We start from the raw sequence: 12,288 nt of genomic DNA, 5'->3' as shown, positions 1-12,288 counted from the left end.
CCATGTCGGGGCCCCTTCCCCTCCGGGCCGCGAGGGGCTGCGGCCGGAGGGGAGGGGACCGGCGGTACCGGTCGGACCGGCGGGGCTCACGCACTGCGGAGGGAGCCGCGAGCCCGCCTGCCGTCTCCTGCTGAAGCTCCTCGCGGAGCCTCAGATCCCATCGCCTCTCGCCCGGCGATGCAGGAGCCAGGTACCGCCCGCGGCGGCGACGGCAAGCGCCGCCACACCCGCCGCGGTCTGTACGGGGTCGGGCCCGAGCGCGCCGCCGACCCCCGTCTTCACGTGCCCCCGTGGCATCTGGGCCCCGGGCGCTCCGGCCTGACCGAGCGAGACGATCAGATCGCCGGTGACCTCGGTGCCGCCGGAACAACGGGCCACGATCTCGTACGTCCCCGGCTGCGCGGAGTCCGGCACCGCGAACCGCCCGACGGCGTCCTCGGCGTCCTCGGCGTCCGTGCCGTCTGCGCCGTCTGCGCCGTCTGAGGCCGGGGCCAGCGTGAACGCCGCCGCCCCGACCGACCCGGCGTCACCCGCGGCCGTGCCCTGCGCTCCGCAGGCGGTGGTGCTCACGCTGACCGTGCTGCCGGGGGCGGCGGTCGCCGGGTACACCTCGAGACCGCCCTGGGCCGCGACGGCGGGCGCGGTCGCGAATCCGGCGGCCGCGACGGCGAACGCGGCGGCGATCAGGGGTCGGCCTGTGCGCATCGTGCTTGCTCCTTCGCGGGCGTCGGACGCACCCTGCAAGCACGAGGTAAGTCCCCCTGGCCGCACCACGCCTGCTGATATCCCGTCAGAAACCCACCGCCACTACCTCTCCTGACGCCCCGCCACCAACATTCCAGCAGGTCACCGGCGTGTCGCAGAATTCAACCCGAAGGACAGCCCCAGGCGTGCGACCGGGTGAACCCCCGTCAGCTACCGCGCCCCGCCAGGGGCGCGGGGCTGTATCGATCAGCAGCTCCGCTGCGGCGCGCGCCCAGCCACAACACACGAGCCACTCGGCACCGAACGAGCAACCCGCAACGGCGATGATCCGGAGACAACGGGCAGCGCCACGGAAGCCACCGCCCCACCAAACTCCCCGTTCCGCAGAGCGACCTCCGCCCCGATGGCCCGCGCCTGCCCCAACGCGATCGTCAGCCCGAGCCCCGTCCCCTGCCCCCGCTCACTCGCCCCGGTCAGGAACCGCCGGGGCCCGTCGCGGAGCAACTCCTCGGGGAAGCCGGGGCCGTGGTCGCGTACGGACACCGTCGTGCCGGTGACCGTGACCTCGATCGGCCCGGCGCCGTGCCGCCGCGCGTTGGTGACCAGGTTGGCCAGGATCCGCTCGAACCGCCGCGCGTCCGTACGCACGAAGGCGCGCTCGGCGTCCGCGTCGCAGTGCACGGAGTCGACGGGTCCGACCCGGTCGACGGCGCGCCGCACCAGCGGGGCCAGCGGATGCACGTCCAGGTCCGGCTCTTCGGCGTGCGCGTCGAGCCGGGCCACCTCCAGCAGGTCCTCGGTGAGGGTGCGCAGGGCGCCGACCCGGTCCCGCACCAGCTCCGCGGGCCGCCCCGGCGGGAGCAGTTCGGCGGCGGTGTGCAGCCCGGTGAGCGGGGTGCGCAGCTCGTGCGCGACATCGGCGGTGAAGCGCTGCTCGTCCTCCAGGCGCTTCTGCAGCGAGGCCGCCATCATGTCGACGGCGCCCGCCAGTTCGGCCACCTCGTCGCGGCCGTCCGGGGTCCGCGGGTGCCCGATGCGGGCGTCCAGGTCGCCCTGGCTGATGCGCCGTGCCGTCGCGGCGGCCTGCCGCAGGTCACGGCTGAGCCGCGAGGACAGGGCGGCGCCGCTGAGTGCGGCGAGCGCCACCACGACCACGCCGAACACCACGAGCTGCCGGTCGAAGTCGGCCATCTCGGCGGCCTGGTCGTCCAGCGGTTCGCGCACGGACAGCACCCGGTCGCCGACGGGCCGCGCGGCCCACACCGCGGGGCGGTCCGACGACAGGTCGAGGTACGTGGTGCGGCGTCCGTCGAGCGCGGCCTGGCGCAGCGGGACCGGCAGGCCCGGCGCGTCGAGCGCGCCGTCGGTGCCGTCGGCCTGGCCGTCCCGGTCGACCTGGCCCGTCAGCTCGTACAGCTGGCGTACGCGGACGAGCTGGGCGGTGGCGCCCGCGCGCGCGTTCGCCGACACCTGGTCGAGGCGGGCGTGGTGCACGAGGAGGCCGATGGCGACGGCGACGAGCGTGCAGCCGAGCGCGACGAGCAGGGCGATCCGCCAGCGGAGCCCGAGCCGCGTCAGGCGGGGGCGCGTCATGCCGGGCTCCCGGCGGACGGCGCTCCGGCATCCGGCACGAGGGACGCGACGGGGGTGTGCGGCGCGCGCAGGGAGTCCGGCTCGGCGGAGTCGGACGGGGACGGGGACGGCGTCGACTTGTTGTAGTTCTTCACGTCGCTGACCGTCGACATCCGCACCCCGTCCCAGTGGAAGCGCACGGCCTGCTCCCCGCCGTCCGCGCAGGAGCTGCGCAGCAGCAGGTCCTTGCCGATGGTCTCGACCGCGACCCGCTTGCCGGTCGTGAACAGCACCGGGTACACCTGCCCGCCGTCGCCCTCCTTGTAGACGGTCAGCACGGTGCGCCCGCTCTCGGTGTCGGCGGCCAGCAGCAGCTCGGGCCGCTTGTCCCCGGTCAGGTCCAGGTAGCTGGGCGGCCGTACGCCGACCTGTCCCGGCCTGTCGATGTCCGGGCGCCCCGCGAACGGCTGCATCCGCGGATCGGCCCGCAGCACCGCGTGCACGTCGACCCCCTTGATCCCCTCCTTGCCGAGCCTGGGCAGCCCGGACAGCGGCTTCGGCGGCGGCTGGTGGGTGGAGGCCTCCGCGCCCGGCGCCTTCGCGGACGTGTCGGTCCAGGCGGGCCACACGTCGTGCGGCTGCGGCTGGACGGAGACGGAGGGCGCGGCGTCACCGGCGGCGAGGCCGTCGGTGCGGCCGCAGCCCGCGAGCGCGGCGAGACCCAGGGCGGCCACGACCGCGACGACGGCGCCCGGCAGGAGGCGGTTCAAAGGGCTCATGTCATCGACGGTAGGAACCGACTGTTGCGGCATTCCGGATGTCTTGTAACAGAAGGGACGGCCGGGACCTTCGCGGACCCATTGGGGTCCAAGGTCCCGGCCGCTCGCCCCGGCGCGGCCGGGCCCTTGGTAGCGCGGGCCGAGGCTCGCGGATCGGCTCGGGGATCAGGCCACGGACACGGCCGACCACGTCGCCGCGACCGCCGCGTACTCCGCGCTGCCCGCGCCGTACAGGTCCTTGGCCGCGCTGAGCGTGGCCGTGCGCGCGCCCGCGTACTTCGTCGAGGACGTCATGTAGACGGTCAGCGCCCGGTACCAGATCGCGCCGAGCTTGTCCTTGCCGATGCCGGTGAGGGACGAACCGTTGCACGTGGTGCCGTTGTGCTGGACGCCGCCGATCACCTTCGGGCCGCTGCCCTCGGCGAGCAGGTAGGCGAAGTGGTTGGCGACCCCGGACGAGTAGTGCACGTCGAGGTTGCCGACGCTCGAGCTCCAGCAGTCGGCGGACTTGCCGTCCTTGCTCGGCTGGTCCATGAACCGCAGCGCGGGCTTGCCGAAGCCGGACTTGACGATCTCCTCGCCGATCAGCCAGTCACCTGGGTCGGAGGCGTTGTTCGCGTGGAACTCGACCAGGGTCCCGAAGATGTCCGACGTCGCCTCGTTGAGCCCGCCGGACTCACCGGAGTACGTGAGGGCGGCGGTCTTGGACGTCACGCCGTGCGACATCTCGTGCCCGGCCACGTCGAGCGCGACGAGCGGCCCGAAGGTCGTCCCGTCCCCGTCGCCGTACGTCATGCAGAAGCAACTGTCGTCCCAGAAGGCGTTGTTGTAGTTGCTTCCGTAGTGCACGCGGTTGTACGAGCCCTTGCCGTCACCGGCGATGCCGTTCCTGCCGTGGACCTGCTTGTAGTAGTCCCACGTCTGGTCAGTGCCGTACTGCGCGTCGACGGCGGCACTGGCCCGGTCGGTGTTCGCGCCCGTGCCCCAGTGGTTGTCGGCGTCGGTGAAGAGCACCGCGGGGGCCCGGCTCCAGCAGATGCCGAAGATGCAGCCGTCGGTCTTGTTCTGGGCGTCGCCGGTGTACGTGCCGCCGCGGGTGGCGTCCTTGAGCTGGTACGTCGATCCGGACTGCGTGGTCTCCAGCGGGACGGTGCCCGAGTAGAGGGACGCGCCGTCGCCGGTGGCCGTCTCGATCGAGTCCCACGCGTCGATCTGCCGCCCGGTGAGCGCGTCGGTGAGGACGACGCGGGCGACCGGGTTGCCGAGGGAGTCCTTCGCGGCGGCGTCCGTGCGCCAGGCGAGCCGCGGCGCCCCGTGCAGCGCGTCGACCACCAGCTTCGGCTTGGCGATCAGCGCCCGCAGGGTCTCACCGGCATGGGTGCGGCGCAGCGCGTCGGCGGCGAGCCCGGCGGCCTTCGGCCCGCTCACCTTCGGGTTCGTCGTGGGCACGGCGAGGTCACCGGTGACGGCCCGCTCGGCGCCTTCGTACGCACCGGACTTGGCGAGGTGGACGACGAAGTCACCGCCGAGGACGGGCAGTTGACGGAAGGTCCGGTCGTAGCGCACGTGCTGCGTCCCGTCCTTGTCGACGACGACGTCGCGGACGGACGTGCCCTGGGCGCCGGTCAGGCCGAGGGCGGAGGCGTGGTCGGCGAGGGCGGAGGCGGCGGCGTCGACGGCCTCGGCGCGCGTGGGTGCGGGGGTGTCGGAGGCGCCCGCGGTGGGGGCGAGAGCCGCGGCCAGGAGGGTGGCGGCGGCCGCGGCTATGCCGGCGGTGGTGAGGCGCGATGCGGTCCTGGCAGGTCTCATCGGACTCCTCTGAGGCTCAACTGGAGCGTGGGGGCTGCTCACTGATGACGCCTCAGTTTTAAGCGCTCATGACAACCCGCGTCCAGAGTGCCTGCCGCGCCCCCTTCGTCGAGCTCGGGATCAGCGCGGGGTCACCGGTCACCCGGCCTTGGCGACCCGCACCGCGCACACCTTGAACTCCGGCATGCGCGACGTCGGGTCGAGCGCCGGGTTCGTCAGGGTGTTGGCCCGGCCCGCGCCCGGCCAGTGGAACGGCATGAAGACCGTGTCGGCCCGGATCGAGCCGGTCAGCCGGGCCGGGGCCAGCGCCCGGCCCCGGCGTGAGGTGACGGCCACGGTGTCGCCCTCCGCTATCCCGAGCCGTGCCGCGAGCCGTGGATGCAGCTCCACGAACGGACCGGGCGCCGCCTTGTTCAGCTCGGCCACCCGCCGGGTCTGCGCCCCCGACTGGTACTGCGCGACGACCCGCCCCGTCGTCAGGTACACCGGGTACTCCGCGTCCGGCTCCTCCGCGGCGGGCCGGTGCGTGACGGGGGCGAACCGGGCCCGCCCGTCCTGCGTCGCGAACCCGTCGAGGAACAGCCGGGGCGTCCCCTCGTGCGCGGGGTCAGGACACGGCCAGTGCAGCGCGTCGCCCCGGGCGAGACGGTCGTAGGAGATGCCCGCGTAGTCGGCGGGTCCGCCGCTGGACGCGCGGCGCAGCTCCTCGAAGACCTCCTCCGGGTCGACGGGGAAGCCCTTCTCCAGGCCGGGCGTGAGCCGCGCGGCGAGCCCGTGCAGGACGTCGAGGTCGGAGCGGACCCCGGCGGGCGGGGTGAGCGCGCGGCGGCGCAGCAGGACCCGGCCCTCCAGGTTCGTCGTGGTGCCCGACTCCTCGGCCCACTGGGTCACCGGCAGGACGACGTCGGCGAGTTCGGCGGTCTCCGACAGGACGACGTCGGCGACGGCCAGGAAGTCCAGCGACCGCAGCCGCTCCTCCACGTGCGCGGCGCGCGGTGCCGACACCACCGGGTTCGACGCCATCACCAGCAGCGAGCGGATGTCGCCGCCGAGCGCGTCGAGCAGCTCGTACGCCGAACGGCCGGGCCCGGGAAGGGAGTTCGGGTCCACGCCCCACACCTCGGCGACGTGCGCCCGCGCCGCCGGATCGGTCAGCTTGCGGTACCCGGGCAACTGGTCGGCCTTCTGGCCGTGTTCACGACCGCCCTGCCCGTTGCCCTGCCCGGTCAGGCAGCCGTATCCGGACAGCGGCGTGCCCGGCCGCCCCGTCGCGAGCGCCAGATTGATCCACGCGCCCACCGTGTCCGTGCCCTTGGCCTGCTGCTCGGGCCCGCGCGCCGTGAGCACCATGGCGTGTTCGGGCTCCGTGAACAGCCTGACGGCTTCCCTGAGTTGGGGGAGCGGCACCCCCGTGATCCGCTCCACGTACTCCGGCCAGTGCGCCATCACCCCGGCCCGCGCCTGCTCCCACCCCCGCGTCCGCTCCCGTACGTAACTCTCGTCGACCCGGCCCTCCGCCACCACCAGGTGCAGCATGCCGAGGGCGAGCGCGAGATCGGTGCCCGGGCGCGGCGCCAGATGGAGGTCGGCCTGCTCGGCGGTGCGGGTGCGGCGCGGGTCGACGACGATCAACGTGCCGCCGTTCTCCCGCAGTTCGGTGAGATAGCGCATCGCGGGCGGCATCGTCTCGACGAGGTTCGAGCCGACCAGGATCACACAGCCGGTGCGTGGCACGTCCTCCAGGGGGAACGGCAGCCCCCGGTCCAGGCCGAACGCCAGCTGCCCGGCCGCCGCGGCCGACGACATGCAGAACCGTCCGTTGTAGTCGATCTGCGACGTGCCGAGCACGATGCGCGCGAACTTGCCGAGCGCGTACGCCTTCTCGTTGGTCAGCCCGCCGCCGCCGAACACCGCGCACGCGTCGGCCCCGTGTCCCGTACGCGTGCGGGACAGGCCCGCGGCGACCGCGTCCAGGGCCTCCTCCCAGCCGGCCGGCTCCAGCACCCCCGCGGCCGAGCGGACCAACGGGGTCGTCAGCCGGACCCCGGGGGACAGGACCGCGGCCGCGCTCTGGCCCTTGCCGCAGAGCGCGCCCCGGTTCACCGGGAAGTCCGCCCGCCCCGCCACCGAGACCCCCGCGTCCGACGCGTCCGGCGTCAGCGTCATGCCGCACTGCAGCGCGCAGTACGGACAGTGCGTGGGCGTGGCGGCGGAAGCAGAAAGGTGCATGTCCGTCAGGGTGCGGGCCCGTTGTTACGCGGCGGGGGCGACCTCGGTTACACAGGCGGTACGCACACCTCGCAGCGGCCGCGCGGTCGGCGTGAGGTCACCCGGCGGAAGCCAGCGCGCGCCGCACCCCGTCCTCCCGCGCCCCCAGGAACCGCGGATCGGGCCTGACCAGCGCGTCGAGCGCCGCCTTGCCCGCGGCGAACACCTCCCGCGCCCCGCCCGCGTACCAGGTCGCGTCGTGCCGCTCGTCCACGCCGACCCCGTACGACGACACCCCGGCCGCCTCGCACAGCGCCACCGCCCGCCGGATGTGGAAACCCTGGCTGAGCAGCACCGCCCGGTCCACCCCGAAGATCTTCTTGGCGCGTACGCAGGAGTCCCAGGTGTCGAAGCCCGCGTAGTCGCTCACGACGGCCCGGTCCGGGACGCCGTGCCGGGTCAGGTACGTGCGCATCGCGTCCGGCTCGTCGTAGTCCCTGCGGCTGTTGTCGCCGGTGACGAGGACGACGCGGACCCGGCCCGCGCGGTACAACTCGGCCGCCGCGTCCAGGCGGTGGGCCAGGTACGGGGACGGCTCGCCCCGCCACAGACCCGCCCCGAACACCATCGCGACATCTGTGCGCGGCACCCCGGACAGCGGCCGCAGCCGGTCGCCGGTCGACGTGAACAGCCAGGTCGCGGGCAGCAGCGCGAGCACGCACACCGCCATCACGGCCTGCACGGCACGGCGTTGGCCGCGGCGGGTGCGGGGGAGTCGGGGGAGTCGGGGGATACGGGTGAGCCGGGGGAGTCGGGGCAGGCGCATCAGGGCTCCTCAGGGCTCCTCGGGACGGTGGCCGTTCGAAGAACACAGACGTCACACGCGCCCGCTCGGTTCGCTCACCGCGCCCGGCACCGCCGCGTGAAGGCCCGGCAACCACTCGTCACCACCCCGCAACAGCCCGGCAACCCCCACCCGGCAGGATCGCTCCATGACGGACGAGTCGTACGGCCCCATGGATCACCGCACGGCACACCTCGACCACACGGCCAGCACGGCGGGACTCCTCACCATGATCAGCAATCAGCTCGGCAGCCAGCTCGGCCAGCGCTCCCTGCGGGGACGGCGGCCCGACGCGGCCCTGGTCCTCGTGGCCCACGGCAGCCGCGACCCGCGCGCCCTGGCCACCGTCACCCAACTCGTGGACCGGATCCGGCAGCAGCGGCCGGGACTCACCGTCCGCCTCGGCCACATCGAGCTCAACGAGCCGCTCCTGGACGACACGCTCGCCGCCCTCCCCGACGGCGGCCGGGCCGTGCTCGTCCCGCTTCTCCTGTCCCGCGGGTACCACGTCAAGCAGGACATACCCCGGGCCGCCGAGGCCGCGTCCCACCTGCTCACCCGCGTCGCCGCACCGCTCGGCCCGCACCCCCTGCTCGTCGACGTCCTGCACGACCGGCTGCGGGAGGCCGGCTGGCCCGCGCACCTGTCCGAGCGCGCCCGCCGCCGCAGCGGCGTCATCCTCGCCGCGGCCGGTTCCCGCGACCCCGAGTCCACCGCCGACACCCGCGCCACCGCCGCCCTCCTCGCCCGCCGCCTCGGCGTCCCCGTCGTCCCCGCGTACGCCTCCGCGGCCGCCCCCGACGTGGCCACCGCGGTCCGCGCCCTCGCCGCCCGCGGCCGCAGCCGCACCGCCCTCGCCTCGTACTTCACGGCACCCGGCCGCTTCGCCACCGAGACGGCAGCGGCCCTCCCGCACGGCATCGTCGCGGCCCCGCTCGGCGCCCACCCCGACCTCGCCCGCCTCGTCCTGCACCGCTACGACACCGCCCTCGCCACCCCGGCAGGGGCGACCGCCGTGCACCTGGCGTCCGCCTGACCTCCCCGTGACCCCGCCCCTTTTGTCAGTGGGTGGCCTTACTGTCGGTGCATGAACACCACGGACGAAGGTCCCGTTACGTACGACGAGGCGGCCGTCGAGCGCTGGGCTCACGAGCCGGACAAGCGCCCGGGCCGCACCGCGTTCCAGCGCGACCGGGCCCGTGTCCTGCACTCCTCGGCGCTGCGCAGGCTCGCCGGAAAGACCCAGGTCGTCACGCCCGGCACGCAGAACAGGCACTGGGACGCCAGCCCGCGCACCCGGCTCACCCACTCCCTGGAGTGCGCCCAGGTCGGCCGCGAGCTGGGCGCCGCCCTCGGCTGCGACCCCGACCTCGTCGAGACGGCCTGCCTCGCGCACGACATGGGCCACCCGCCCTTCGGGCACAACGGCGAACAGGCGTTGAACGAAGTGGCGCAGGACTGCGGCGGCTTCGAGGGGAACGCGCAGTCGCTGCGCCTGCTCACCCGCATCGAGCCCAAGCGCTTCGTCCGCTCCGCAGTGACATCAGCCGCTGCCGCGGCGGAGTCCGGCGAACTGGTCAGCGTAGGACTGAACCTGACGCGCGCGGCCCTGGACGCCGCGACCAAGTACCCGTGGCCGCGCGGCGAGCACCCCACCGACCCCGGCTCCCCCAAGTTCGGTGTCTACGAGGACGACCGGCCCGTCTTCGACTGGGTCCGCAAGGAGGCGCCCGGGCGCCGCACCTGCTTCGAGGCGCAGGTCATGGACTGGTCGGACGACGTCGCGTACTCGGTCCACGACATCGAGGACGGCCTGCACGCGGGCCACCTGGATCCGAACGTGCTGCACGCCGAGCCCGAGCGCGCCGAGATCTTCACCGTCGCCATCGGACGGTACGTGCCGGCGGACACGGACCCCGCCGAGCTCTCCGCCGCCCTCGACCGCCTCCTCGACCAGGAGTGGTGGCCGCACGGATACGACGGCACGGCCGTCGCCCAGGCCCGCCTCAAGGACGCCACCAGCCAGCTCATCGGCCGCTTCTGCCTGGCGGCGGAGGGCGCGACGCGGGCCAGGTACGGCACGGGCCGCCTCACGCGGTACGCGGCGGAGCTCGTCGTCCCGCGCGCCGCCCGCCACGAATGCGCCGTCCTCAAGGCGGTCGCCGACCGGTACGTGATGCAGCGCCCGCAGCAGGAGCGGCTCCGCGCCGACCAGCGCATCGTGGTCGCCGAGCTCGCCGAGGCCCTGACCGCACGCGCCCCGGACGGCCTGGACCCCCAGTTCCGCGCCCTGTTCGACGACGCGCCCGACGACCGTACGAGAAAGCGCGTCATCGTCGACCAGATCGCCTCCCTCACGGACGCCTCCGCCCGCTCCCTGCACGCGAGGTTCAGATCCGACCGTCCATGAGCGCGTCGCCGAGCGCGGTGCGGCGGTGCAGCACGCTGTTGCCGCGCCGCCGGGAGGCGACCAGGCCCGCCTCGCGCAGCACCGTGGCGTGCCGACTGGCGGTCGACGCGGTCAGCCGCAGCCGCTCGGCCAACTCCCCGGTGGTCCGCGGCTGTTCGAGCGCGTCCAGGACCAGCGCCCGCGTCGGCCCGATCAGCTGGGCCACCGGCGGCGGCGCCGCACCCCGCTGCCGCCCCCTGGCCAGCCAGCCGGGCGCGGGCCCCAGGGGGTGCACGAGCACCGGATCCAGTGCGCCGTCGGCGAGCGCCACCGGCGTCACCACGCAGAAGAACGACGGAATCAGCGTCAACGGGCGCCCGTGCAAAGGCAGTTCGTGCTGGACGGGATACGCGGCCACCAGCGTGCTCGCGTCCCACGACAGCGCCGGACCGTAGCTGGCCAGCAGCCCGTCCCCGCCCCCGCGCAGCGCCGCGTCCGCCCGCACCGCCCGGTCGTCGGCGACCGCACCGCGCACCGCCGGCAGGTACGGCTCGACCGCCACCTCGTAATACGCCCGCAGCGCCTGCCCGAGCCGCCGCAGCGTCGCCACGTCCCCCGCCGCGAGTCGCCGCGCCGCCGCGGGCACGGGCCCGTCCGCGTACACCTCGGACAGCTCGGCCGCCAGCCGCCGCCGGGGCGTGACCAGGACGGCCTCGATCCCGGCCTCGACGTCCTCGCCGCCCTGCCCGGGCGTGAGGAAGTCGGGGAAGTACGCGGCCCACGGCGACAGCCGCATCAGCGCCGCCGTCGTCCCCGACAGCCCCGCCCTGGCGAGACCCGCCCGCACCTCGCGCCGCCACGGATCGAACACCACGGCGGCCTGCCGGTTCTGCAACAGATGCAGGCTCAGCACGATTTCCCACAGCGGATCGGCCCCCGGCGCGACCCGCAGCCGCCCCAGATCCTCCCCCGTGAACTCGATACGCAGCATGCGCCCAGGATCCCCCGAACTCCCCGACTCCCTTTGCGTTGTGGGCGAATTACCCCACAACTCCCTTGCCGTACCCCACGGTTGGGGCGGGGGAGCAACGGGGGAGCACCACAGGAAATCGGGGGGACGGCCGTGGACGCGGTGGACTGGAGCGCGCTGCTCGCAGTGGCGCTCGCGGCGGGCTGGCTGGACGCGGTGGTGGGCGGCGGAGGGCTGGTGCAGGTACCGGCCCTGATGGTGCTGCTGCCCACCGCCCCGGTGGCCACGCTGCTCGGCACCAACAAACTGGTGGCGATCACCGGCACCTCGTCCGCGGCCGTCACCTACGCGAGACGCGTCGGCCTCGACGGCCCGAGCGCGGCCCGCGCGGCACTGATCGGAATCCCGTCCTCGCTCCTGGGAGCCCTGACGGCAACGTACTTGCCGGAGACGGTCTTCGTCCCCGCGGTACTGACGACGCTGCTCGCGGTGGGCGCGTGGGCCGCGGCTTCGGCCCCCGCGGGCAGAGGACCGGCCGGCATTCCCGCCCCTGGCCCACGATCCCGAGTGCCCGGTAAACGGGCCTTGGCCGCAGTCGCCGCCATCGGCTACTACAGCGGGGCCATTGGTTCAGGCACCGGCGTACTCCTCGTAGCCCTCTTCACGGCAACCCTCGGCACGGGCTTCCTCAAAGGCTCGGCCACGGCCAAGGCCGTCTCCATCGGCACCGACCTCGGCGCCCTCGCCCTCTTCGCCTGCCTCGGCCACGTCCTGTGGGCGACCGGCGCCGCGATGTGCCTGGCCAACATCACCGGCGGAGCCATCGGCGCCCGCACCGCCATCACCCGCGGCGCCGGATTCGTCCGCGCCGCCCTCCTGTGCACGGTCACGGCGCTCGTCGTCAAACTCGCTCTCGACCACTGGGCGTGACGAAAACAGCCCCGTTCGGGCCACGCCCCCTTCCCGCATCACGCTGCGTGCGGGACGCTCGCACATGACGGCAGCGCAACGA

10 protein-coding genes are annotated in these 12,288 nt (G+C 74.2%); 3 read left to right on the top strand and 7 right to left on the bottom strand.

The features are described from left to right. Positions 1 to 150: 150 nt before the first annotated feature. The 6 genes from ACIBUY_RS08545 to ACIBUY_RS08520 all read right to left on the bottom strand — a co-directional run bounded on the left by ACIBUY_RS08545 (position 151) and on the right by ACIBUY_RS08520 (position 7,899). Positions 151 to 705 (bottom strand): hypothetical protein, encoded by a 555-nt coding sequence (locus ACIBUY_RS08545; protein ID WP_365574947.1) that lies wholly within the window; start codon positions 703 to 705, stop codon positions 151 to 153. Positions 706 to 951: 246 nt separating this feature from the next. Then, on the bottom strand, positions 952 to 2,298 hold the full coding sequence (locus ACIBUY_RS08540; protein ID WP_399152186.1) for an ATP-binding protein: 1,347 nt from the start codon (positions 2,296 to 2,298) through the stop codon (positions 952 to 954). After that, positions 2,295 to 3,056 carry a hypothetical protein gene (locus tag ACIBUY_RS08535; RefSeq protein ID WP_365574953.1) on the bottom strand — a complete coding sequence of 254 codons (762 nt, stop codon included), beginning with the start codon at positions 3,054 to 3,056 and terminating at the stop codon, positions 2,295 to 2,297. The genes ACIBUY_RS08540 and ACIBUY_RS08535 overlap by 4 nt, the downstream gene beginning before the upstream one ends. A 165-nt stretch (positions 3,057 to 3,221) precedes the next feature. Then, positions 3,222 to 4,865, bottom strand: coding sequence for a M4 family metallopeptidase (locus tag ACIBUY_RS08530; RefSeq protein WP_399152185.1), 1,644 nt, complete (start codon positions 4,863 to 4,865; stop codon positions 3,222 to 3,224). A gap of 138 nt (positions 4,866 to 5,003) precedes the next feature. Beyond that, the gene (locus ACIBUY_RS08525) at positions 5,004 to 7,094 is read right to left on the bottom strand and encodes a molybdopterin oxidoreductase family protein (protein WP_399152184.1); all 2,091 of its coding nucleotides are present in this window, start codon (positions 7,092 to 7,094) and stop codon (positions 5,004 to 5,006) included. Positions 7,095 to 7,191: 97 nt separating this feature from the next. After that, positions 7,192 to 7,899, bottom strand: a complete 708-nt coding sequence (locus ACIBUY_RS08520) for a vancomycin high temperature exclusion protein (protein WP_399152183.1) — start codon at positions 7,897 to 7,899, stop codon at positions 7,192 to 7,194. A 166-nt stretch (positions 7,900 to 8,065) separates the two neighbouring features. Between ACIBUY_RS08520 and ACIBUY_RS08515 the strand changes: the two genes are divergently transcribed. Both ACIBUY_RS08515 and ACIBUY_RS08510 read left to right on the top strand, forming a co-directional pair. Further along, positions 8,066 to 8,953 (top strand): sirohydrochlorin chelatase, encoded by an 888-nt coding sequence (locus ACIBUY_RS08515; protein ID WP_399152182.1) that lies wholly within the window; start codon positions 8,066 to 8,068, stop codon positions 8,951 to 8,953. A gap of 51 nt (positions 8,954 to 9,004) precedes the next feature. Beyond that, positions 9,005 to 10,327 (top strand): deoxyguanosinetriphosphate triphosphohydrolase, encoded by a 1,323-nt coding sequence (locus ACIBUY_RS08510; protein ID WP_399152181.1) that lies wholly within the window; start codon positions 9,005 to 9,007, stop codon positions 10,325 to 10,327. Here ACIBUY_RS08510 and ACIBUY_RS08505 read toward each other — a convergent pair. After that, positions 10,308 to 11,297: an ArsR/SmtB family transcription factor gene (locus ACIBUY_RS08505; protein WP_399152180.1), complete on the bottom strand. Its 990-nt coding sequence runs from the start codon at positions 11,295 to 11,297 to the stop codon at positions 10,308 to 10,310. The two genes, ACIBUY_RS08510 and ACIBUY_RS08505, sit on opposite strands and share 20 nt — an antisense overlap. Before the next feature lie 132 nt (positions 11,298 to 11,429). Here ACIBUY_RS08505 and ACIBUY_RS08500 point away from each other — a divergent pair, with 132 nt between their 5' ends. Then, on the top strand, positions 11,430 to 12,206 hold the full coding sequence (locus tag ACIBUY_RS08500) for a sulfite exporter TauE/SafE family protein (RefSeq protein ID WP_399152179.1): 777 nt from the start codon (positions 11,430 to 11,432) through the stop codon (positions 12,204 to 12,206). The last annotated feature ends 82 nt before the right edge of the window (positions 12,207 to 12,288 follow it).

Source organism: Streptomyces sp. NPDC050085, from assembly GCF_044460595.1.
Taxonomy (GTDB): Bacteria; Actinomycetota; Actinomycetes; order Streptomycetales; family Streptomycetaceae; genus Streptomyces.
This window is presented reverse-complemented; position numbering and strand designations above follow the sequence as displayed.